The following is a 21,805-nucleotide window of genomic DNA, read 5'->3' as shown; positions in this document are numbered from 1 at the left end:
GGCCGGGCAAAATCTTGCCCGGCCCTCAGTTGTGTGCGAGATCAGTTGTCGCGCTTGGCATTCTCGATGCCGTAGAGGCGTTCCCAGTTGGCCCGGCTGGTCAGCTCCGGCACCGCGGCGCGGTACTCCTGCTGCAGGGCGGGCAGTTCGTCGCGCAGCCGGCGCAGCACCTGGATGGTGCGGCGGAGCAGCTGACGCGCTCGCGCCTTGTCTCGCTGCCGGACTCGGACGCCGGACTGTGAAGCGTCGGTGACCACCACGTGGTCGAACAGCGAAACATGCCACCAGTACGCGTCTTCGCGGGTGACGCCGATGACGCCGTGCTGGGTGCGGCCGAACCACTGGTTGATGGCCCGCTTGATCAGCACCAGCACCGGACGGCTCGGTTCGCCGGTGGCGCGGCGCAATTGGATGTCACCGGAGCGCACCGGCGGCGTGGACGCCGGATGCTTGATCGTCTCGGGGTAGTCGGACCGGGTGCCGCGGGCGGCGGCCAGCGCGTCGATGCCGCCGTCCCGCAACACCTTCGGCCCCTTCAGGAAGTCCTCGATGCCCTGCAGCGTGGTGTGCACCAGGCCGTATTGCATGGCGACCAGCTGCTCGGACAGCTCACGGAACAGCTTGCGGGTGATCGCCTTCGCGTCCAGGTCAGTGTGCAGCGAGCCGACGATCAACGAGTTGCGCGTGCTGAAGTAGCGCGCCCAGTCGTCGTAGTCCTTCCAGTAGAAGTCCGCGTGCCAGACCGCCGCGTTCGGCAGGGTGACCGTGACGAAGCCGTTCTCGCGGGCCCGGATGCCGTATTCGACGTCGTCCCACTGGAAGAAGATCGGCACCGGCAGCCCGATCTTGGCGACCACCTCGGCCGGGATCAGGCAGGTCCACCACGCGTTGTAGCCCGCGTCGACCCGGCGCTCCTGGTTCTTCTTGAGCATGCTGGTGTTGCGCAACGCCTTCGGCACCTTCTGCCCGTGCCGCAGCTGCTGCAGGTGCACCTCTTCGGCGCCGACATTGAGGTAGTCGGGGTTGAGCAGGAACAGCATCTGCGCGCCGACCAGGGTGGGCTCCACCGTCATGTTGGCGAAGGCGTTGAGCCGCAACACCGTTTCCGGCTCGCACAGGATGTCGTCGTCCATCAGGATGACGTCGGCGTGCTCGTTGGCCGCGGACACCTCGTAGAGCCCGCGGGTAAAACCGCCCGCCCCACCGAGATTGGGCTGGCGGATATAGCGCAGCTTGTCGCCGAAGACCGGCACCACCTCTTGGTAGCGCGGCCGGTTCTGCACCAGATCGGTGCCCTGGTCCACCACGTACACCGCGTCGATCGCGGCCAGCACGACCTCGTCGGAGGCCAGCGCCGCGACCGTGTGCGCACAGTCCTCGGCCCGGTTGAAGGTGCAGATGGCGATCGCGACGGGCCGGATGTGGTCCGGCGCGGCGGTGGTCCAGCTGACCTCGGTGATGCCGAGGTCGCCGCCGATCGCGTCGAATTCGAGCCAGATCGCGCCGCCGTCGACGTACTGATCCAGCGGCGCGCTGAGCGTCAGCGGGCCGCTGTCGGTGACCTGCGCGGTGTCGATGATCCGGCGATGCCCCGCGATATCGGAGGCGACCAGGCGGACCCTGGCCTTCTTCGTCACGTCGAGCACCATGGTCACCCGCACCTCGGTGACGGTGGTCCAGCGCTGCCAGTAGCTCGCGGCGAAGCGGCCGAAGTAGGTATTGGTGTGTGCGGCGGTTCCCTTCTCCAGCCGCAGCACCTGGCGTTCCCGGTGCGCGCGACCCTTGACGACGGCATAGAGCTCGTCGCTCACCTTGGCCGACGGACCGGTGAAGATGCCGCGCTGCAGCACCAGCCGATCCGGGGCCAGGTGCTCGGAGCGCAGGGAGGTCGGGGCGGCAACGGCCGGCGCTCGATCGTTCGTTTCGGTCACGGCCTGGGTAGCCGACTGATCCATGAAGTCCTCGAAATCGTTATCGTGCCGGACGGGACAGACTGCCCCTGGATGCCGTTCGCGGCGGGGGTGAGGATATCAACCAGCGTAGCTAGCTGCCTGCTCAGTGGTGGTGCCGACGCGTCTTTTACTGTTGCTGAACGTTCGCTGAAGTATCGGTATCGGCCGCGACGGCCGACTCGCGCGCGCCGGTGAAGACGAACTTGTCGTAGGCCCAGTAGCGGAAGATCACGGCCACGATCTGGCCGATGAGGGTGCCGGAGATGTTGTCCGACAGCGGTGAGGACAGGTCGAGCACGTACCGGGAGAAGCCGAGGCAACCCAGTTGCAGGCCGATCGCGACGACGTTGAAGACCGCGTAGAGAAGGTATTCGCGCCCGGGGTTGTCGGTCTTCTTGTGCGCGAAGGTCCACCACTTGTTCCCGAAGTAGGTGACCACCGTAGCCACCAGGATCGCGATGATCTTGGCGGGCAGTGGGTAGTGATAGAGCACCCCCTCGCCACCCCAGAACACCAGGAGGTTGTAGGTGCCCGCGTCGACCAGGAACCCGATCGCCCCGACCACCAGGAACGCACTGCCCTGCCGTAGCGCGGTGCGCACCTTCCGCACGATCGATGCGTCGCCGGGCGGCACGGTCTCGCCCGCCTGCGCGGTCGACTCACTGGTTGGCACGGCCCGACGGTACCGCAGCCCGCGCGCCGCGTGCCCCGACCCAAAATTCCGGCCCCGACGCGGTGAGGTCGGCCACGCGTCCACCGTGAGTTCCCTGTACCCTCCCGGTGTTCCCACATTCACCACCGATCGCGAGGATTGACCCGGGTGGACTCCACCGAGCTTCGTATTGCCGCCGTGGTGCCGTGCCACAACGAAGAAGCGTCCGTCGCCAAGGTCGTCGCCGACCTGCAGGCCGCCGTGCCGGGGATCGTCGTTTACGTCTACGACAACCTGAGCACCGACCAGACCGCCGAGCGCGCCCGCGCCGCCGGTGCGATCGTGCGCCACGAGTACACCAAGGGCAAAGGCAATGTGGTCCGCCGCGCCTTCGCCGACATCGAGGCCGACGTCTATCTGATGATCGACGGCGACGACACCTACGAGGCGTCGGCCGCGCCGCTGATGATCAAGACGCTGCTGGACGGCCCGTACGACCACGTGCTCGGCGTGCGCAGGCAGGACGAGAGCGGCTCGGCGTACCGCGCCGGGCACGAGACCGGTAACAAGGTGCTCAACGGCGTGGTCGGCAAGGTGTTCGGCGAGAACGTCGAAGACATGCTGAGCGGCTTCCGGGTGTTCTCCCGCCGCTTCGTGAAGAGCTTCCCCGCGGTGTCGCGCGAGTTCGAGATCGAGACCGAGCTGACGGTGCACTCGCTGCACCTGCGGGTGCCGCGGACCGCGGTGCCGGTCGATTTCCGGGACCGCCCGGCGGGCAGCGAGAGCAAGCTGCGCACCTATCACGACGGCCTGAAGATCCTGGCGCTGATCATCGGCTTGGCCAGGCACGAGCGGCCGGTCATGTTCTACGGCCTGTTCGGCACGCTGAGCTGGCTGGTGTCGATCATCCTGAGCATCCCGATCGTCGTCGAGTTCTACAACACCGGCACGGTGCCCCGGTTCCCGACACTGTTCCTCGCGTTCACCTTGCTGCTGCTCGGCAGCCTCGCGTGGACCGCGGGCCTGATCCTGGACGGCATCCGGCGTTCGCGGCACGAGGCCGCGCGGCTGGTGTATCTGCGCTACTCCGCGGTGAGCGCGGACGACTTTCATCCGAACGGCAACGGCGGTGACGCCCGCACCGGCGGAGACCGGCAGTGACCGCCGCGGCGGACCGAGCCACAGCGGAAGACAGCGAATCGACGGGGACGCTGGACGAGACTGCCCCCGCGTCGGCCAACGGCAACGGTGCGGCGAAACCCTTGTCGGTCAAGACTTCTGAGAGCTCGTTCGGCGGCCGCGTGGTGACCCGCTTCGGCGGGGCGACGATCGCCTTCACGGTGCTCGTCGCCATCTTCGGCGGCCTGTTCACGTTCCTGACGCCCGCCTTCTGGGGCCATGACGAGATCACCCAGTTCGGCCGCGCCTATCAGGTCGCGCACGGTGGACTGCTGCCACAGCAGATTCACGATGATCGTGGCGTCGCCTACGGCGGCGATGTGCCGAAGAGCATCACCGCGCTGATGGGCTACGCGCTGCACGACTACCAGAACAACCCCGAAGAGCCCGGCTCGATGGTCGAAGACCCGGCTGCGTACGACCGGCTCGGCGGTGCCGCGGTGTCCGACGCCAAGGAACCGGTCTGGTTCACCAACACCGCTGCCTACTCGCCGGTGCCGTATATCCCTGCCGCCGTTGGCATTCGAGCGGCCGAGCTGTTCGGCCTCGATGTCGGCGGGACCATCGCGCTGACCAGGTTGGCCGGGCTGGTCGCGTACCTCGTGGTAGTCGGCTTCGGCCTGTACGCGCTGCGCGAGCGCCGGGTGCAGTGGCTGGCGTTCACCGTCGCGGTGCTGCCGATCGCGGTGTTCCAGGCGGGCACCGTCACCGCGGACACGATGACCAACGCGCTCGCCATCATGGTGTCGGCGCTGCTGGTGAAGGCGCTGTTCCTCGGCGACCGGCTCGGCAGGCTGGAAACCGGTGCGCTGCTTGCCGCGACGATCCTGCTGCCGGTGAGCAAGCCGACCTACGTGCTGCTCGCGATGCTCGTCGTGCTGGTGCCTGCGGACCGGCTCGGCTTCACCGGTTGGAAGCGCGGAATCCCGTGGGGTTTCGCGGCATTGGGCGGCCTGGTCTTCGCCGTCTGGATGAAGATCGCGGCACCGACCGGCGACGGCATGGGCCTGATGCGGCCTGAGCACCAATGGCATTCGGTGAAACCAGGCGAGCAGTTGCGCGGGATCCTCACCGACCCAGGCCATTTCATCAACGTCTTCGGAGAGAGCATCGCGCTGCGCGACGAGCGGTGGTTCAGCCAGTTCTTCGGTGAGCTCGGCTTCTCCTACATCGACGTGCCCGCGTTGACGATGCTGGCCTGCCTGTTCGCGTTCGCGGTGAGCATCGGTGTGGCGGATCGGATGACCGCCGCCACCTTCCGGCGCACGCTGCTCGTCGCGCTCACCGTGGCGGCCAGTGTGGCGATGATCTACGTGACGCTGTACATGTCGTTCACGCCGGTCGGCTACTACATCATCGACGGCGTGCAGGGCCGCTACTTCGTGCCGCTGGCGATCGTCGCCTTCGCGGTGCTGCTGCGCTGGATGCCGTTGCGGCTCACCAACATCGCCGGACGTACCCCGACCCTCGGTCCCGCGGTCACCGTCATCGTCGCGACGGTCATCGCACTGATCGGCGCGGTCTGGAAGTACTACGACATCGTCTGGGGCTAGTCGAGGGTCTGCTCGCCCGCGGCGACGTAGGCGCGCTCGGTGATGGCTTTGTAGGGGCGCCACCAGGATTCGTTGTCGCGGTACCACTGGACGGTCGCGGCCAGGCCGGCCCGGAAGTCGGCGTAGCGCGGGCTCCAGCCGAGTTCGGTGCGCAGCAGGGTGGCGTCGATCGCGTAGCGCTGGTCGTGGCCCGGGCGGTCGGTGACGTGGTCGAAGTCGTCCGGGTCGCGATCGAAGGCCTCGAGGATCATCCGCACCACGGACTTGTTGTCCTGCTCGCCCTGCGCGCCGATCAGGTAGGTCTGCCCGATCCGCCCGCGCTCCAGCACATCCCACACGGCGCGGTTGTGGTCGTCGACGTGGATCCAGTCGCGTATCTGATGACCCGCGCCGTAGAGCCGCGGCCGGACGCCGTCGATCAGGTTGGTGATCTGACGCGGGATGAACTTCTCCACGTGCTGATACGGCCCATAGTTGTTGCTGCAGTTGGACAGCGTGGCGCGGACGCCGAACGAGCGGGTCCAGGCGCGCACCAGCAGGTCACTGGACGCCTTGGTGGCCGAGTACGGGCTGGACGGGTTGTACGGGGTGCGTTCGGTGAACGCCGGCTCGTCCGGCAGCAGATCGCCGTAGACCTCGTCGGTGGAGACGTGGTGGTAGCGCACGTCGTAGCGCCGCACGGCCTGCAGCAGCGAATAGGTGCCGACGATATTGGTCTGCACGAACGGCCACGGCTCGGCGAGGGAGTTGTCGTTGTGCGATTCGGCGGCGAAATGCACCACCGCGTCGACGCTGCTGACGAGCTCGTCGACCAGATCCAGGTCGGCGATATCACCGTGCACGAAATCGATGCGGTCGGCCACCGGGTCGAGCGAGGCGCGATTTCCGGCATAGGTCAACGCGTCCAGAACCGTTACGGTGGTGTCGGGACGGTCGGCCACGGTCTGCTTGACGAAGTTGGCTCCGATGAATCCGGCTCCGCCGGTGACAAGCACTCGCACGCCACGACTCTACTTCGACGGGTGCGCGAGAGCGGGATCGACGCAACGCCAGGCGATCTCGGCCGATCCGCCAGAGTTGCGCTCCGTGACCTTGGTCTCATACTCTCCGGTAGATATAGGACGCCCAGTCTGCTTTGCGGATCAAAACCCCGGCAGGCGTGCATATTTCCGCAACCCCACCATGCCATGAGTCTCCTTGGTGAACAAAATTTGAATAAAAGGTCACAACCGGTTCACCACGCGTTAGCTGGTCTAGATTTCGATCGTCTAGTCCCCTCCGAACGCTTCACATCGAGGTTTTCAACAAAATGCTGATGAGGAAATTCGCCGCGACTTCGGCGCTGCTGATCGCCGCTCTTGGCGTCACCGCAGGCACCGTCAACGCGGCTCCGGCCCCCGAGGCCGATAACGGAGCCGTCAACTTCACGGCGAGCTCCACCGACTCCCAGACCATCGTCAAGACCGATGCCGGCTCCATGGTCGTCGAAGACGGTGTCTTCAAGATCAAGGCCGTCAACGGCACCACCCTCGCCGGCACCGACCTGAAGTTCCGGGTCGATGACTACGAGTTCCCGATCGCGGCCGACATCGCGGATCACACCGCGACGCTGACCCCGCAGTTCAACATGGACAAGGCGGTCTACAAGCCCGTCGCCCTGCCCTTCGAGGACAAGGCTCCCTGGAAGAGCGAGTTCGATCGTGAGCAGGCCGCCTTCAACCGCATGAAGGACACCATCGCGATGGGCGCCACCATCGGCACCCTGGTCGGTGGCCTCGGCGGTGCGGCCGTCGGTTGCGTCCTCGGCGGCATCCTCGGTGCCACCGCGGCCTCGGCCACCATCATCGGCCTGTTCGGCCCGTTCATCCCGGCCGCCGCCATCGGCTGCCTCGGCGGCATCATCGCCGTCGGCGCACTCGGCACCGTCGCGGGCCAGATCCTGATCACCGCCCCGGTCGCGATCGGTGCTGCCATCCAGTACTTCGCGACCACCTCCGGCCCGTTCAACGCGCCGAAGTAAGTCGAAAATCGCTCTAACACAACTGAATTCGCACAACTGAAGAAACGAGCCAGGAACCCGCTCGACTGTCCGTCGAGCGGGTTTCCCCAAGCCCAGCCGTGTTACTGAAAGTTTGCGACCTCAGTTTCCGGCCCCCACCCCCCTGCCAAAAGCACCTGGATGAGGACCAAAACGCATGATCATCAAGAAGTTTGCCGCCACCTCGGCCCTACTTATCGCCGCGCTCGGTGTCACCGCTGGCACCGTTAACGCGGCTCCGGCCCCCGAGGCCGGCGACGCCATCAACTTCACCGCTCAGGCCGTCGACTCGACGTCCATCATCAAGACCGATGCCGGCTCCATGGTCGTCGAGGACGGCGTCTTCAAGATCAAGGCGGCCAACGGCAGCACGGTCGCGGGCACCCCGCTGAAGTTCCGGGTCGATGACTACGAGTTCCCGATCGCCGCGGACATCGCCGATCACACCGCGACGCTCACCCCGCAGTTCAACATGGACAAGGCGGTCTACAAGCCCGTCGCCCTGCCCTTCGAGGACAAGGCGCCGTGGAAGAGCGACTACGACCGTGAGCAGGCGGCCTGGAGCCGGATGACCAGCACCATCTCGATGGGTGCCACCATCGGCACCCTGGTCGGTGGCCTCGGCGGCGCGGCCGTCGGTTGCGTCCTCGGCGGCATCCTCGGCGCGACCGCGGCCTCGGCCACCATCATCGGCTTGTTCGGCCCGTTCATCCCCGCCGCCGCCATCGGCTGCCTCGGCGGCATCATCGCCGTCGGCGCCCTCGGCACCGTCGCGGGCCAGATCTTCGTGACCGCCCCGGTCGCCATCGGTGCGGCGATCCAGTACTTCGCCACCCTGGCGCAGCCGTCCATCCCGGCGCCCGCGCCCGCCAAGTAGGCAACGCGCACAACCGAATACACCGTCGAAACCCCGCTCGGCCTTGCGCCGGGCGGGGTTTCGCCTGTTCCCGGCAGGCGCGAGCCCCGTCCCGGCCACAAGCGGAACGGGGCTCGCCTGGACAGGCCGGACGGCTTACGCGGTCCGCGCCTGCTGGCCCTCCTCGATCCGGGCACGGACGAAGCGCGACACCCGGGCCAGCGCCGCCCTGCTCTCCGGCAGGTTCGGCGCGATGCTCATGAACGCGTGCACCTGACCGCGCCAGAGTTCCACCGCGTTCGGCACACCCGCCGCGGTGAGCCGCTGCGCCATCAGCTCGCAGTCGTAGCGGAGCACCTCGTCCTCCGCCGCGATCAGCAGCACCGGCGGCAGCCCGGCCAGGATCCCGTTGACCGGCGAGAGCAGCGGGTCGAGCTTGCCGTCGATCTCCGCGCCGATGCGGACCACCGCCTCCAGCGCGAGCAGCGGAATGTACGGGTCGCGCCGGACATTGACGTGCGTTCGCTTGGCCGCGTAGTCCAGATCGAGCAGCGGACTCAGCCCGACCAGCCCGGCGGGCGCGGGCAGGCCGACCTCGATCGCCCGCAACGCGGTGGCGAAAGTCAGGTAACCGCCCGCCGAATCACCGGCGAACACGATCCGGCTCGGGTCCGCGCCGTGCCGGAGCAGCCAGCGATACGCGGTGAGGCAGTCGTCGACCGAATTGGTGATGCGCTTGCTCGGCAGCTGGCGATAGTCGACGTTGACCACCGGCAGGCCCGTACGCCGCGCCAGGCTCGCCGCGACCGGCCGATGGGTACGGAGCCCGCAGACCGCGAATCCGCCGCCGTGCATGTACAGCAGGGCACCATGCCGCAGTGCCCGGGCCGCGCCCGCCGGGCGCAGGATCTCCATCCGGAAACCGTTGAGCGACACCTGCTCCCGATCGATCCCCGACGGCTCCGGCCGCAGCCGCGCCAGGGTGTCGATGGCCAGCGCGCCGATCGGGATGGTCGCGCGGGTGATCGGCGCGGCGCGCAGGGCGGGCCGGACGACGCCGAGGCAGGCCGCCAGCACCAGGCGCGCGGGGGCACTCAGATTTTCCGGATTCATCACATTGCCGGGCTCGCCGACGCTGGTCGCTGCCATCGCGCACCTACCTCACCAACTGGCGCGCCGAGCCACGACCGAGCGGTCTCAGGCGAGCTGTCGGCGCTGACATCTCACACAATGATGTTTCAGAACACCATGTGTTGTGTGACCTAAGCAACAGAATCACCGAATCGGCGGCTCATGAAACCGGGAAAGCCCATTCCGTAATCAATTCGACGAGTACCCGGAACCTCGCCGACGCTCAGCGCGGGCCGAGCTGGCAGACTCCTGGTCATGCGGGGAATCATCTTGGCTGGTGGCACCGGATCCCGGTTGCATCCGATCACGCGCGGGGTCAGCAAGCAGCTGGTCCCGGTCTACGACAAGCCCATGGTCTACTACCCGCTGTCCACCCTGATGCTCGCGGGCATTCGCGACATCCTGGTGATCACCACGCCCGCGGACGCGGACGCGTTCGGCAGGCTGCTCGGCGACGGCGCGCAGTTCGGCCTCTCGATCAGCTACGTGGTGCAGCCCGAGCCGGACGGCCTGGCCCGCGCGTTCGTGCTCGGCGCCGATCACATCGGGACCGACAAGGCGGCGCTGGTGCTCGGCGACAACATCTTTCACGGCCCCGGGCTCGGTACCAGCCTGAACCGCTTCGCCGGGATCGACGGCGGTGCGGTGTTCGCCTACCGGGTGTCGGATCCGACCGCGTACGGCGTGGTCGAGTTCACCGAGGGACGCGCGGTATCCATCGAGGAGAAGCCGAAGGCGCCGCGGTCGAACTACGCCATCCCCGGGCTGTATTTCTACGACAACGACGTCGTCGAGATCGCCCGCACGCTGCAGCCTTCCGCGCGTGGCGAATACGAGATCACCGACATCAATCGGGCCTACCTGGCACAGGATCGGCTGCGCGTCGACGTGCTCGCCCGCGGCACCGCGTGGCTCGACACCGGCACCTTCGACTCGCTGCTCGACGCCGCCAACTACGTGCGCACCATCGAAGAACGACAGGGCCTCAAGATCGGCGTGCCCGAGGAGGTGGCCTGGCGGATGGGCTTCATCGACGACGAGCAGCTGTGCAAGCTCGCCGAACCGCTGGCCCGTTCCGGCTACGGGAGCTACCTGCTCGACATCCTCGAACGCGGGCGGGACTGGTGAACATGGAGTTCAGGGAACTCGCGGTGCCCGGCGCCTGGGTGATCACGCCGCGCCAGCTCGGTGACGGCCGCGGCATGTTTCTCGAGGGATTCAAGGCCTCGGAGTTCGAGAAGGTGACGGGCCGGCCGTTCGATCTGCGGCAGGTGAACCTGTCGGTCTCGGCGGCGGGCGTGCTGCGCGGCATCCACTACACCGAGGATCCGCCGGGGCAGGCGAAGTACGTGACCTGTGTGCGCGGCGCGTTCCTCGACGTGGTCGTCGACCTGCGGCCCGGCTCGCCGACCTACGGGCGCTGGGACAGCGTGCTGCTCGACGATGTCGACCGGCGCTCGATGTTCCTGTCCGAGGGCCTCGGGCACGCGATCCTCTCGCTGGAGGACAACTCCACGGTCACCTACCTGTGCTCGCTGGAGTACACGCCCGAATTCGACAGGGACATCGACGCTTTCGACCCACGGCTGGGGATCGAGTGGCCGACGGTGGGCCGCGACGGCAGCCCGCTGACCTTCATCCGCTCGGCCAAAGACACTGCGGCGCAACCTTTTTCCTGACCAACGCGAAAGCCGACCGGCACCACCCCACAGTGGCGCCGGTCGGCTTTTTCGAGTCGGCCGCGAGGGTCAGCCGACGAGTTCGAGCTCCGGTTCCGGAGCAACCTCGGCCTGCTTGTCACGCTTCTTCACGAAGAAGGCCGAAAGGGCAACCAGCGCACCGACAATCGACACGGCCGTGGCGAACATCAGAGCGGGCCGGTAGGTGTCGAGCATCGCGGTGGGTGAGGTTTCACCGTGGCTGCCCGACGCGATGATCGCGGTGGTCACCGCGAGCACGATGGCCGCACCGACCTGCATGGAGGTCTGCAGCACGCCTGCCGCGAGACCTTGCTCGTCGTCGTCGATCCCGTTGGTCGCCTGAATGTTGATGGCGGGGAAGCCGACCCAGCCGATGCCGATCAGCAGGATCGCGGGCAACAGCATGGTCCAGTACGACGGCGCGGTGTCCAGCCGCAGGAACAGCAGGTAGCCGACGGCCATCACGGCCATGGTGACGCCGATGATCGGGCCGGTGCCGAACCGGTCGACCAGCTTGTCCGAGAACACCGCCGACAACGCGACCATCAGACCGACCGGCAGCAGCGCCATCGACAGCTTCAGCGGCGACCAGCCGAGGCTGTCCTGCATGTACAGGGTCACGATGAACTGCCAGCTGAAGTAGGAACCGGCCACCGCGACGATCGCCAGGCTCGCCCGGACCAGCGACACCTTGCGCAGGATGCCGAGCCGGACCAGCGGGTGCTTGACCCGCTTCTCCACCGCGATGAACCCGGCGAACAGCACGAGCACTGCGGCGAACGAACCGAGTGTGCGGGCCGAGGCCCAACCGGCCTCCGGCGCGGTGACGACGGTGTAGACCAGCAGCAGCATGGCGGAGGTGGACAGCAGCGCGCCGAACAGGTCGTGGCCGCCGCCCTCGGCGGGCTTGTCCTTGGGCACCAGCACCCACGCGGCGGCCAGCGCGGCCAGCGCGATCGGGACGGGCAGCAGGAAGGTCCAGCGCCAGCCGACGCCGGTCATCAGGCCGCCGAACAGCAGGCCGGACGAGTAACCACCGGCGCCGAACACGGTGTAGATGGACAGCGCCTTGTTGCGGGCCGGGCCCTCGCCGAAGTTGGTGGTGATGATCGACAGACCGGTCGGCGCGGTGAACGCGGCGGCCAGGCCCTTGACGAAACGGGTGAGGATCAGCAGCGGGCCCGAGCTCACCAGGCCGCCGGCGAGCGAGGCGACCGCGAAGATCGCCAGTGCGATGAGGAAGACCTTGCGGCGGCCGAACAGGTCGGCGGTGCGGCCACCGAGCAGCAGCAGGCCGCCGTAGCCGAGGATGTAGCCGCTCACCAGCCACTGCAGCGTTGAGGTCGAGAGATCGAGTTCGTTGCCGATGGACGGCAGCGCCACACCGATCATCGACACGTCGAGGCCGTCGAGGAACAGCACGATGCACAGCGTGATCAGCATGCCCCAAAGGCGGGTAGTCCATCTGGTCGGATCGGTCGCGGAAGCGGCCGCCAGGGTTGCTGGTGAAGTCATGCCGGGTACGTTACATGCACACGCATTAAATGCCAACACATTTAATGCAGTTGCATGGACTGGCTCTGACCACTAGGATGGGGCCATGTCGAACCCATCGGCAATCGAGACAGCCCGCCGCACCGTCGCGCAGACCGGGCTGATTGGCGAGTGGCGCGAGCTGCTCGACCGGCACGCGACGGTGAGTTGCGCACTGGAAAAAGCGCTACAGGGACAGCACCGGATCGGACTCAGCGAGTTCGAGACCCTGGACCGGCTGATCGACGCCAACTGCGGCGACTATCGAATGAGCGATCTGGCCAACGACATCTACCTGAGTCAGAGCGCGCTCTCGCGTGCGGTGGCGCGGCTGGAGCGCGACGGCCTGGTGTCGCGCACCATGTGCACCGACGACCGCCGCGCGGTGTTCGTCTGCCTCACCGAGAAAGGCCGCGAGGTCTACGAGCGAGCGCTGCCGACGCACCGCGCCGTGCTGACCGACACCTGGGGCTCGCCCGGCCAAAAGTGCTGAGGCGCAACGGCGCCCAAGTTCAGCACTACACCGGGCTGCTGTCCCGCGCTTCCTCGATGCCGGCGCGCGCGTCCACCGCCGCGGCGCCCAGGCTCGTGAAAGCCTTTCGGTACCGGTCGATTTCGATTTCCTTGTCCAGGTAGACCGGCCCGGTGAACGCCTCGACGTAGACCACCGGCGGCTCGGGCTGCTCGCCGACCCGCAGCTCGGGGAACTCGAGCATGACGAATCGGCCCGATTCCATGCCCTCGTGGTAGCCGGAATCCGGTGGCACCACCCGGATTCGGACGTTGGGCAAGTCGCACATGCGCCGCAGGTGTTCCAGCTGCCCGGCCGCCACCTCGGCGCCGCCGATGCGCCGCCACAGCACCGCCTCGCTGATCACCGCGTCGAGGTGCAGCGGCGAATCGGCACGGGTGACCAACGCCTGCCGGGCCCGGCGCAGCTGCACCCGGCGATCGATCTCGCTCGCCGACATCTCGGGGCGCCCGGTGCGCAGCATCGCCCGCGTGTACGCCTCGGTCTGCAACAGGCCGGGGACCAACTCGTTCTCATAGGTCGACAGCCGCGCGGCCGCCTCCTCCAAGCCGATGTAGACCTCGAACCCCTCGGCGATCACATCGCCGTACGCGGTCCACCACCCCCGCGCCTTGGTCTCCCGTGCCAAGGCGGTGAGCGGCCCGATGAGGTCGGACGGCGCGCCGTAGACCTTGCACATCGCCTCGACGTCGAGGCTGCGCAGTGAGGTCTGGCCGGTCTCGATCCGCCAGATCTTGGCCTCCGACCATTCCAGCTGCTGGGCCGCGGTCCTGGTGGTCATCCGCGCCCGGTTGCGCAGGTCGCGCAGATGGCGCCCGAGCTGGCGCCGGGGCATGGTCGATCCAGTCGTCCCCTGCGGTAAAGCCATAGGTGTTCCCCCCTCGTTGCCGTGCGCCGGTCGCACTCCCGAACCCATCCGGGTTCGCCCTCGCGACCATCCCTAGCTGATGCCCGTTTCGGTATCTGAGCATCCAAACAGCATTGTTTCACAGCAAATCGGACACAGGTCACGATCGGTGGCTCAGCTAGGCCGATGGCCTCACGACGCCAAACATGTTTGGCCAGCGCGGTTTGCCGCCGGCTACCTGCGCGAGCCGCCCTTGCGGAAGCGCCAGAACTGCACCGCGCGAACGTCTTCGGAGAGCTGGTTGACCGGCTCGGCGACATCGGACAGCGCCTGGAACAGATCGTCGGCCAGCTCGCTGATGTGCTCCATCCTGGTCGCCAGGCGCGAGGCGTTCGCCAGGAATTCCAGGATGAGCCGCACCGCGGCCGCGATGGTCAGCCCGAGCGGAACCCCGATCAGCGCCGCGAGCACCCCGAGCACCGCCGAGACCCGCCACATGGACACCGTGAGCGCGATCGGCACCGCGAAGGCGAACACCAGCCCGAGCATGTAGACCAGCGGCAGCAGCGTGCGCGTCGCCGTGCGGCGGAACTGCACATCGAGCAGACCGCGCGCCGCCTCGACGCTCCACTGCCGGAAGGCGCGCGGGCTCTCGAACGGCTCCGGCGGCCGCTCGTCCGCGACCGGGGTGCCGCGAGAGAACCGGCGGGCCGCCGACTCCTTCCAAGTGATCCACCGCGATTCGGCTTCGTACTCCTCCGGATCCGGCAGCTCACTCTCCGTGCCGGTGCCGTTGGACTCATCACTCATGATCGAAATCCTCCCCGTAATCCCACCTCCGGGCCAGCCGTAACCTCGTGCAGACCACACGAGTCCCATCATCCACAGCGGCCTCGCAGGAACGGCACAGCGAAAGAACAGGTCAGCGGCCGAAAGTAGCGGCGGGACAACAACTCTTGACGAGTTCGAGCAACGTCATAGCAATTAGCTTTCAAGTAGGGCTGAAAGAGACGTAGCCAACAGTCCTGAAGAAGTTTTGAAGATCGCGTAACGCTGCGCACCACAGGCACCGATACGCCCCATGAAGATGCAGGACCCAGATCTACCGGGGAATGGAGAGAACAGTGCGCACCACGTTTCCGACTTCCGTCTCGGCGGCCGCAATGACCGCCGCTGCGCAGGACTACACCCAGCGCGGATGGACGGTCGCAGAAACGGCCAACGGTCTCTGCCTGATCACCGATGACGACCTTTCCGCCATCGAGGTCAGCGGCGAGCTGGCCGGCGAGGTTCGCCGCTTCCTGCGGGCGAACAACCTGTCCGGCCCGGTCATCGAGCTGCCCGGCGCCGAGCGTCGCGAGATCCACTTGGTCACCGGCGTCCGCAAGGCCGCCATGGCGCTCGAGGCGCTGACCGCCGCGGGTGCCACCGTCTACACCGACGGCGCGGGCGTCCCGCTGCCGCCCACCCAGCTCTCGGCCGGTTCGGCCTGCTGGAGCGTCGCACCCGGTGAGGCCCGCTGGGTACCGCCGGTCGTCGCGATCAGCGCCGCCGTCCGGGCCGCCACCGCCCGCAAGGGCTCGGCGCTCACCAGCGTCGCCTGCTAGCCCGCCTCTCCGCGTATTCAGGCCAGACTTAGGTGCCACAACAGCAACGTTGGCGGCTGGCCGTGACGTAGTAGCCAAGTTAGCCCGTCCCCGACGAGTTACCCATGTACTTACGAAACCACGCGTCTCGCCCGAGACGCGTGGTTCGGTTTCTGTATCACTGTGTCGCCTTGGCCGTATATCGCTCGTTCTCTTTTCAGACCGGCGTGCGCGCGGGAGGATGGGGCATGGCTCCTGTCACGGATACTCGCAACTTGTTGCGCACCTGCCCGCTTTGCGAGGCCGTGTGTGGACTCGAAATCACCCTTGATCCCGACGATCACGTGACCTCGGTCCGTGGTGACAAAGCGGATCCCTTCAGTAAGGGCTTCATCTGCCCGAAGGGGGCGAGTTTTGGCCAACTGGACGAAGATCCGGATCGGGTGACCGAACCGCTTATTCGAGATAGGGCCACCGATACCTGGCGGGCTGCCTCATGGAACGAGGCATTCGATCTGATCGCCGAACGTTTTCCTGCGGTTATAGCCGAATATGGAAAACAATCGGCGGCAGCGTATTTGGGCAACCCGAACGCACACACCGTGGCGGGCGCGCTGTATGTGCCGGTGCTGCTGCGCGCGCTGAGCACCAAGAACATCTTCTCGGCCAGCACCGCCGACCAGATGCCCAAGCAGGTGGCCAGCGGGCTGATGTTCGGCGACCCGCTGACCGTGCCGGTGCCGGATCTCGACCGCACCGACTACCTGCTGATGCTCGGCGCGAATCCGCTCGAATCGAATGGATCGCTGTGCACCGCACCGGACTTCCCCGGTCGGTTGAAGGCCTTGCAGCGCAGGGGCGGCCGGTTCGTGGTGGTCGATCCGCGGGTCACCCGCACCGCGAAACTGGCCGACGAGCATCTGTTCATCCGGCCGGGCAGCGACGCGTATCTGCTGTTCGGGATCGTGCACACGCTGTTCGCGGAGAATCTCACCGACGTCCGGGTCGAGGTGGCCGGGCTCGATGAACTGCGCACGGCCGCAGCGGCATTCAGCCCGGACTCGGTGGCGGTCCGTACCGGAGTACCTGCGGAAACGGTGATTCGGCTGGCGCGCGAACTCGTCGCGGCGCCGACGGCGGCGGTGTACGCCAGGATCGGCACCTGCACAGCGGAATTCGGCACCATCACCCAGTGGCTGGTGGACGCGATCAACACCCTCACCGGCAACCTGGACGCGCCCGGCGGCGCGATGTTCGCCACCGCGGCGGCGGGCGGCATCACGCGCAGCAGGCCGTTCCGGCTCGGCCGCTGGACCAGTCGGGTCCGCGAAATGCCCGAGGCGATGGGCGAACTGCCGGTCGCGACCCTGGCCGACGAGATCCTCACCCCCGGTGACGGGCAGATCCGCGCGCTGGTCACGGTCGCAGGCAACCCGGTGCTGTCCGCGCCGAGCGGTCCCCGCTTGGACGCCGCCTTCGCCCAACTCGACTTCATGGTCAGCGTCGACCGCTATCTGAACGAAACCACCAGGCACGCCGACGTGATCCTGCCGCCGCCGCGGCCGGTGCAGTCGCCGCACTACGACTTCGCGCTGTTGCAGTTCGCGGTGCACAACTACGCGCGCTACTCCCGGCCCCTGGTGCCGCTGGCCGATCGGCCCTCGGAATCGGCGGTACTGGCCCGCCTCGCCGCGGCGGTCTCCGGCATGCCGCACGAGGGAGTGGACGGGGTCGACCCGATCACCGGCGTGGACGAATTGATCATGGCGGGCACCCTGCAGAAGGCCGGAATGGCCGACCGGCGCGGCGAATTGGCCGGTGCGGACACCACCGAGCAACGCCTCGACCTGATGCTCCGGCTCGGCCCGTTCGGCGAGTGGAACGGCGGCACGCTGAATCTGCAAGTGCTGCTGGACAATCCGCACGGTATCGATCTGGGCCCGCTGCAGCCGAGGCTGCCCGGCGTGCTGCGGACCGCATCGAAGCAGGTGGAGCTGGCCCCGCCGCCGCTGCTCGACGACGTGGCCAGGATGCGGGCGCGGCTGGCCGATATCGCGCCGGACGTGGTGTTGATCGGCCGGCGCCAGCTGCGGTCCAACAACAGCTGGATGCACAACATCGGCCAGCTGGTGAGCGGGTCGAATCGCTGCACGCTGCACATCAATCCGGCCGACGTGGCCCGGCTCGGGCTCGGCGAGCACGCGGTGGTGAAGTCGGCCGCGGGCACGCTGACGGTGCCGCTGGAGCCGACCGAGGCGATCATGCCCGGCGTGGTGAGCCTGCCGCACGGTTGGGGGCACGCCGACAGCACACAGACCGTCGCCAGGGCGCACGCGGGCGTCAACGCCAATGCGCTGACCGATGATTCGGTGGTCGACGTGCCGTCGGGCAACGCGATCTTCAACGGCGTCCCGGTGACGCTGAGCCCGGCATGACGGCGGTCGGCGCCGATCCGAAAGCAGGCCAACCATTCCGGCCGGTCGGCTTGTGGTCGAACGACGGAATCCCTTGCGCTAACTACGCATTCAGTGCATTCTCAACGTTGATTTCCCAGTTTTTGCCAGGCCGAACGGACTAAAATGGACAGGATTTCGGTTTAGTCGCGGGCTCAACGACGACCCTCGAAGGATCCGGACTCCGGCGACCAGAGGGTGGCGAAGATGCCCGGTACACAGTGCGGCAGCGACGGTGAGCACGAGCTACAGGATCGGTACGGCACCCAGGACAGAGCCGCCCGCTTCTACAACGACCAGGTGCTCGAAGAGCTGAACCCCACGATGATCGAATTCATCGGCCGGATGGAGATGGCCTTCATCGCCACTTCGGACAAGCACGGCGAATGTGATTCCAGCTTCCGCGCGGGCGAGCCCGGTTTTCTGCACGTCATCGACGAACGCACGATTGCGTACCCCGAATACCGGGGCAACGGCGTACTGGCCAGCCTGGGCAACATTCTGGAGAACCCGCACGTCGGCATCCTGCTCATCGATTTCGTCCGCGATCTGATCGGCCTGCACATCAACGGTTCAGCCCGGATCATCCCCGACGCCACGCTGCGCAACGCCACCCCCGGCCTGCCGGAGAACCTCAAGGGCCGCACCGCCGAACGCTGGGTGGTCGTCGACATCGAAGAGGCCTACATCCACTGCCGCAAGCACATTCCGCACCTGGCGCCCGCCGACCGCGAGCGACGCGACTGGGGCACCGACAACGTCCGCGCCAAGGGCGGCGACTACTTCGGCGCCAAGGCCGAGAGCGGCGACCGGGCCGGGGCGCTGGTCACCCGCTGACGCTTCAGTGGATCTTGAAGATCACCAGGCGTTGCACGACGAAGTTGATGACCGTGGCCGTGCCCTGCGCAATGACGAACGCCAGCAGCTGACGCCAGGCGGCGTCGGGCAGCGCGTCGTAGAGCACCGCGTTGATGCCGACCTGGACGGCGAAGGTGACCGCGTAGAGGATCACCACCGCGACGAACCGGGCCCGGCTGGGCGGCGCCTGGAAGGTCCAGCGGCGATTGATCAGATACGCCGTCGTGGTGCCGACGATGAAGCTGAGTGACTTGGCCACCTCACGCGGCAGCCCGATCAGGTTGAACAGCAGGCTGTACAGCCCGAAGTCGACGATCGCCGACAGCCCGCCGGTCAGGGTGAACCGGACGATCTGCGTCTTCAGGTCGACGTCGGTACCGCCCGGCTCGTCGACGAGCGGCAGCTCGGCCGGGAGCGGCAGGTGGGGTTCGGCATGCACGCGACGAGCGTAGCGGTCGCTAAACCGATATGTAGATCACTACTCCGGAGTAAGAGACATCGACGCCGATGTCGGGTCATACCTGTAGCCTCTATGCCGATGTCCACGAAAGCTCCGACCGCCACCACGACAACCGGTAACGAGAACGGCGCCACCGTCACAAACGATGGGGCCGACGCCGGGAACGCGTTCGCATTGCCGACGCAGACCCGCACGTTGACCGGGTGGGGTCGCACCGCACCAACCTCGTCCGAAGTGCTCTCGACCAGCGATCCGGAACTGATCGCCAAGGCTGTCGCCATGGTCGCCGAGGACAATGACTCGAAGCCCCCGCATCTGCGCCGCGGCGTGATCGCGCGCGGGCTCGGCCGCTCCTACGGCGACCACGCGCAGAACGCGGGCGGCCTGGTCGTCGACATGACCGCGCTGAACAACATCCATCGGATCGACCGCGATACGCGGATCGTCGACGTGGACGGCGGCGTCAGCCTGGACCAGCTCATGAAGGCGGCGCTGCCGTTCGGGCTGTGGGTCCCGGTGCTGCCCGGCACCCGTCAGGTGACGATCGGCGGCGCCATCGCCTCCGACATCCACGGTAAGAATCATCACAGCGAGGGCAGCTTCGGCAACCACGTGCGCTCGATCGATCTGCTGACCGCCGACGGGCAGGTGCAGCACCTCACGCCGAAGCGCAACGCCAAGCTGTTCTGGGCGACCGTCGGCGGCAACGGGCTCACCGGCATCATCCTGCGCGCGACCATCGAGATGACGCCGACCGAGTCGGCCTACTTCCTCAACGACGGCGTGAAGACCACCACGCTGGACGAGACGATCGCGGCGCACAGCGACGGCAGCGAGGCGAACTACACGTACTCGAGCGCCTGGTTCGACGTAATCAGCCCCGCGCCGAAGCTCGGCCGGGCCACCATCACCCGCGGCAGGCTGGCCAAGGTCGACGAGCTGCCCAAGCGGCTGCGCGCCAAGCCGCTGAAATTCGATGCGCCGCAACTGATGACGGTGCCGGACATCTTCCCGAACTGGACCATGAACAAGCTGACGCTGCGGTCCATCGGCGAGGCGTACTACGCGATGGGCGGCAACTACACCGGCAAGGTGCAGAACCTGACGCAGTTCTATCACCCGCTGGACATGATCGCGGAGTGGAACCGTGGCTACGGTTCCAACGGATTCCTGCAGTACCAGTTCGTGGTGCCGACCGAGGCGGTCGAGGAGTTCAAGCGGATCATCATCGACATCCAGGGCTCGGGGCACTACTCGGCGCTCAACGTGTTCAAGCTGTTCGGCGCGAGCAACCCGGCGCCGCTGAGCTTCCCGATGCCGGGCTGGAACATCTGCGTCGACTTCCCGATCAAGCCGGGGCTCAACGAGCTGGTCAGCGAGCTGGACCGGCGCGTGCTGGAGTTCGGCGGGCGGCTCTACACCGCGAAGGACTCGCGGACCACCGCCGAGACGTTCCACCAGATGTACCCGCGGATCGACGAGTGGATCAAGATCCGCCGAAGTGTCGATCCCACAGGCGTTTTCATGTCCGATATGGCGAGAAGGCTGGAGCTGCAGTGATCAATGCCGTAGGTAACCCGCAGGCCATCCTGCTGCTGGGCGGGACCTCCGAGATCGGCCTGGCGATCTGCACGGAATACCTGAAGAAGGGTCCCACGCGCATCGTGCTCGCCGCACTGCCGAACGACCCGCTCCGCGAAGACGCGGTCGCGCAGATGCGGGCGGCCGGCGCGAGCCAGGTCGACGTCATCGACTTCGACGCGCTCGACACCGACAGCCACCCGAAGGTGATCGACGCGGCCTGGGACGGCGGCGACATCGATATCGCCATCGTCGCGTTCGCGCTGGACGGCGATCCCGAAGAGCTGTGGCAGAACCAGCGCAAGGCCGTGCAGGTCGCCGGAATCAACTACACCGCATCGGTTTCGGTCGGCGTGCTGGTCGGCGAGAAGATGAAGGCGCAGGGCTTCGGGCGGATCATCGCCATGTCCTCGGTGGCCGGCGAGCGGGTCCGCCGCTCGAACTTCGTCTACGGGTCTACCAAGGCGGGCCTGGACGGGTTCTTCCTCGGGCTCGGCGAGGCGCTGCGCCCGCATGGCCCGCAGGTGCTGGTGATCCGGCCCGGCATGGTGCGGACTCGGTTCTCCGCGCACGTCAAAGAGGCGCCGCTCACGGTCGACAAGGAAGACATTGCGGTGCTTGCGGTTTCGGCCGCGCAGAAGGGCAAGGAGCTCATCTGGGCGCCGGGCGCCTTCCGCTACGTGATGATGATCCTGCGCCACATCCCGCGCCCGATCTTCCGCAAGCTCCCCATCTAATTTTCTTACCCCGAGCCGCACCTCGATCCGCCCCGCATTTCGATGCGCGGGTCGGCGGGGTGCGGTTTTCGTTTCGCCACGACCGGCACGTGTTGCCACATCCGAACCCGGACCTGGCAGCATGATCGCCGATCCCCCGCACGCTCTCGAACCGAGA

General features: G+C 67.1%; 20 protein-coding genes. 12 read left to right on the top strand and 8 right to left on the bottom strand.

What is annotated here, in order from left to right:
* Positions 1-41: 41 nt before the first annotated feature.
* Positions 42-1,955, bottom strand: a complete 1,914-nt coding sequence (locus tag ACFWF1_RS04000; RefSeq protein ID WP_379282966.1) for a glycosyltransferase — start codon at positions 1,953-1,955, stop codon at positions 42-44.
* Positions 1,956-2,079: 124 nt separating this feature from the next.
* Entirely contained in the window at positions 2,080-2,625 is a 546-nt protein-coding gene (locus tag ACFWF1_RS03995; RefSeq protein WP_379282967.1) for a GtrA family protein, read from the bottom strand.
* Between the two features lie 147 nt (positions 2,626-2,772).
* Here ACFWF1_RS03995 and ACFWF1_RS03990 point away from each other — a divergent pair, with 147 nt between their 5' ends.
* A complete protein-coding gene (locus tag ACFWF1_RS03990) occupies positions 2,773-3,765 on the top strand; it encodes a glycosyltransferase (protein WP_379282969.1) in 993 nt (330 codons plus the stop codon).
* A complete protein-coding gene (locus tag ACFWF1_RS03985) occupies positions 3,762-5,336 on the top strand; it encodes a DUF2142 domain-containing protein (RefSeq protein ID WP_379282970.1) in 1,575 nt (524 codons plus the stop codon). The genes ACFWF1_RS03990 and ACFWF1_RS03985 overlap by 4 nt, the downstream gene beginning before the upstream one ends.
* On the opposite strand, the gene rfbB is transcribed toward ACFWF1_RS03985, so the two are convergent.
* A complete protein-coding gene (rfbB, locus tag ACFWF1_RS03980) occupies positions 5,333-6,337 on the bottom strand; it encodes a dTDP-glucose 4,6-dehydratase (protein ID WP_379282971.1) in 1,005 nt (334 codons plus the stop codon). The genes ACFWF1_RS03985 and rfbB overlap by 4 nt on opposite strands.
* Positions 6,338-6,645: 308 nt before the next feature.
* On the opposite strand from rfbB, the gene ACFWF1_RS03975 reads away from it, so the two are divergent.
* Both ACFWF1_RS03975 and ACFWF1_RS03970 read left to right on the top strand, forming a co-directional pair.
* Positions 6,646-7,356: a hypothetical protein gene (locus tag ACFWF1_RS03975; RefSeq protein ID WP_379282972.1), complete on the top strand. Its 711-nt coding sequence runs from the start codon at positions 6,646-6,648 to the stop codon at positions 7,354-7,356.
* A gap of 175 nt (positions 7,357-7,531) precedes the next feature.
* The gene (locus ACFWF1_RS03970) at positions 7,532-8,251 is read left to right on the top strand and encodes a hypothetical protein (RefSeq protein ID WP_379282973.1); all 720 of its coding nucleotides are present in this window, start codon (positions 7,532-7,534) and stop codon (positions 8,249-8,251) included.
* Between the two features lie 135 nt (positions 8,252-8,386).
* Here ACFWF1_RS03970 and ACFWF1_RS03965 read toward each other — a convergent pair whose 3' ends face one another.
* Entirely contained in the window at positions 8,387-9,379 is a 993-nt protein-coding gene (locus ACFWF1_RS03965; RefSeq protein ID WP_357379978.1) for an alpha/beta hydrolase, read from the bottom strand.
* A gap of 237 nt (positions 9,380-9,616) precedes the next feature.
* Here ACFWF1_RS03965 and rfbA point away from each other — a divergent pair, with 237 nt between their 5' ends.
* Both rfbA and ACFWF1_RS03955 read left to right on the top strand, forming a co-directional pair.
* Complete coding sequence (gene rfbA, locus ACFWF1_RS03960; protein WP_379282974.1) at positions 9,617-10,489, top strand: glucose-1-phosphate thymidylyltransferase RfbA; 873 nt, start codon at positions 9,617-9,619, stop codon at positions 10,487-10,489.
* A 2-nt stretch (positions 10,490-10,491) separates the two neighbouring features.
* A complete protein-coding gene (locus ACFWF1_RS03955) occupies positions 10,492-11,040 on the top strand; it encodes a dTDP-4-dehydrorhamnose 3,5-epimerase family protein (protein ID WP_379282975.1) in 549 nt (182 codons plus the stop codon).
* A gap of 69 nt (positions 11,041-11,109) precedes the next feature.
* Here the strand turns inward: ACFWF1_RS03955 and ACFWF1_RS03950 are convergent, their stop codons facing one another.
* A complete protein-coding gene (locus tag ACFWF1_RS03950; RefSeq protein WP_379282976.1) occupies positions 11,110-12,576 on the bottom strand; it encodes an MFS transporter in 1,467 nt (488 codons plus the stop codon).
* A gap of 85 nt (positions 12,577-12,661) precedes the next feature.
* Here ACFWF1_RS03950 and ACFWF1_RS03945 point away from each other — a divergent pair, with 85 nt between their 5' ends.
* The gene (locus tag ACFWF1_RS03945; protein WP_379282977.1) at positions 12,662-13,087 is read left to right on the top strand and encodes a MarR family winged helix-turn-helix transcriptional regulator; all 426 of its coding nucleotides are present in this window, start codon (positions 12,662-12,664) and stop codon (positions 13,085-13,087) included.
* Positions 13,088-13,112: 25 nt separating this feature from the next.
* Here the strand turns inward: ACFWF1_RS03945 and ACFWF1_RS03940 are convergent, their stop codons facing one another.
* Together ACFWF1_RS03940 and ACFWF1_RS03935 are read right to left on the bottom strand one after the other, a co-directional pair.
* A complete protein-coding gene (locus tag ACFWF1_RS03940) occupies positions 13,113-13,961 on the bottom strand; it encodes a helix-turn-helix domain-containing protein (RefSeq protein WP_379282978.1) in 849 nt (282 codons plus the stop codon).
* A gap of 246 nt (positions 13,962-14,207) precedes the next feature.
* The gene (locus ACFWF1_RS03935; RefSeq protein WP_379282980.1) at positions 14,208-14,783 is read right to left on the bottom strand and encodes a DUF4282 domain-containing protein; all 576 of its coding nucleotides are present in this window, start codon (positions 14,781-14,783) and stop codon (positions 14,208-14,210) included.
* Positions 14,784-15,097: 314 nt separating this feature from the next.
* On the opposite strand from ACFWF1_RS03935, the gene ACFWF1_RS03930 reads away from it, so the two are divergent.
* The 3 genes from ACFWF1_RS03930 to ACFWF1_RS03920 all read left to right on the top strand — a co-directional run bounded on the left by ACFWF1_RS03930 (position 15,098) and on the right by ACFWF1_RS03920 (position 18,849).
* Positions 15,098-15,580: a hypothetical protein gene (locus ACFWF1_RS03930; RefSeq protein ID WP_357379985.1), complete on the top strand. Its 483-nt coding sequence runs from the start codon at positions 15,098-15,100 to the stop codon at positions 15,578-15,580.
* A gap of 227 nt (positions 15,581-15,807) precedes the next feature.
* Positions 15,808-17,994, top strand: a complete 2,187-nt coding sequence (locus ACFWF1_RS03925) for a molybdopterin-dependent oxidoreductase (RefSeq protein WP_379282981.1) — start codon at positions 15,808-15,810, stop codon at positions 17,992-17,994.
* Positions 17,995-18,219: 225 nt separating this feature from the next.
* The gene (locus ACFWF1_RS03920) at positions 18,220-18,849 is read left to right on the top strand and encodes a pyridoxamine 5'-phosphate oxidase family protein (protein WP_379282982.1); all 630 of its coding nucleotides are present in this window, start codon (positions 18,220-18,222) and stop codon (positions 18,847-18,849) included.
* A 4-nt stretch (positions 18,850-18,853) separates the two neighbouring features.
* Here ACFWF1_RS03920 and ACFWF1_RS03915 read toward each other — a convergent pair whose 3' ends face one another.
* Positions 18,854-19,309, bottom strand: coding sequence for a GtrA family protein (locus ACFWF1_RS03915; RefSeq protein WP_379282984.1), 456 nt, complete (start codon positions 19,307-19,309; stop codon positions 18,854-18,856).
* A 93-nt stretch (positions 19,310-19,402) separates the two neighbouring features.
* On the opposite strand from ACFWF1_RS03915, the gene ACFWF1_RS03910 reads away from it, so the two are divergent.
* A complete protein-coding gene (locus ACFWF1_RS03910; protein ID WP_379282986.1) occupies positions 19,403-20,890 on the top strand; it encodes an FAD-binding protein in 1,488 nt (495 codons plus the stop codon).
* Positions 20,887-21,648 carry a decaprenylphospho-beta-D-erythro-pentofuranosid-2-ulose 2-reductase gene (locus ACFWF1_RS03905; protein WP_379282987.1) on the top strand — a complete coding sequence of 254 codons (762 nt, stop codon included), beginning with the start codon at positions 20,887-20,889 and terminating at the stop codon, positions 21,646-21,648. Before ACFWF1_RS03910 ends, ACFWF1_RS03905 begins: the two co-directional genes overlap by 4 nt.
* Positions 21,649-21,805 lie beyond the last annotated feature (157 nt).

The organism is Nocardia sp. NPDC060255 (assembly GCF_042727395.1).
In the GTDB taxonomy this organism is placed as follows: Bacteria; Actinomycetota; Actinomycetes; order Mycobacteriales; family Mycobacteriaceae; genus Nocardia.
Note: the sequence above shows the minus strand (reverse complement) of the source record. Positions and strands in the feature narration are given on the sequence as shown.

Bases quoted from the DNA above. Each gene is read 5' to 3' on its own strand.
- ACFWF1_RS03925 (WP_379282981.1), top strand. From the start codon at position 15,808: ATGGCTCCTGTCACGGATACTCGCAACTTGTTGCGCACCTGCCCGCTT.
- rfbA (WP_379282974.1), top strand. From the start codon at position 9,617: ATGCGGGGAATCATCTTGGCTGGTGGCACCGGATCCCGGTTGCATCCG.
- ACFWF1_RS03955 (WP_379282975.1), top strand. From the start codon at position 10,492: ATGGAGTTCAGGGAACTCGCGGTGCCCGGCGCCTGGGTGATCACGCCG.
- ACFWF1_RS03940 (WP_379282978.1), bottom strand. From the start codon at position 13,961: ATGCCCCGGCGCCAGCTCGGGCGCCATCTGCGCGACCTGCGCAACCGG.
- ACFWF1_RS03920 (WP_379282982.1), top strand. From the start codon at position 18,220: ATGCCCGGTACACAGTGCGGCAGCGACGGTGAGCACGAGCTACAGGAT.
- ACFWF1_RS03945 (WP_379282977.1), top strand. From the start codon at position 12,662: ATGTCGAACCCATCGGCAATCGAGACAGCCCGCCGCACCGTCGCGCAG.
- ACFWF1_RS04000 (WP_379282966.1), bottom strand. From the start codon at position 1,955: ATGGATCAGTCGGCTACCCAGGCCGTGACCGAAACGAACGATCGAGCG.
- ACFWF1_RS03970 (WP_379282973.1), top strand. From the start codon at position 7,532: ATGATCATCAAGAAGTTTGCCGCCACCTCGGCCCTACTTATCGCCGCG.
- ACFWF1_RS03965 (WP_357379978.1), bottom strand. From the start codon at position 9,379: ATGGCAGCGACCAGCGTCGGCGAGCCCGGCAATGTGATGAATCCGGAA.
- ACFWF1_RS03975 (WP_379282972.1), top strand. From the start codon at position 6,646: ATGCTGATGAGGAAATTCGCCGCGACTTCGGCGCTGCTGATCGCCGCT.
- ACFWF1_RS03935 (WP_379282980.1), bottom strand. From the start codon at position 14,783: ATGAGTGATGAGTCCAACGGCACCGGCACGGAGAGTGAGCTGCCGGAT.
- ACFWF1_RS03950 (WP_379282976.1), bottom strand. From the start codon at position 12,576: ATGACTTCACCAGCAACCCTGGCGGCCGCTTCCGCGACCGATCCGACC.
- ACFWF1_RS03910 (WP_379282986.1), top strand. From the start codon at position 19,403: ATGCCGATGTCCACGAAAGCTCCGACCGCCACCACGACAACCGGTAAC.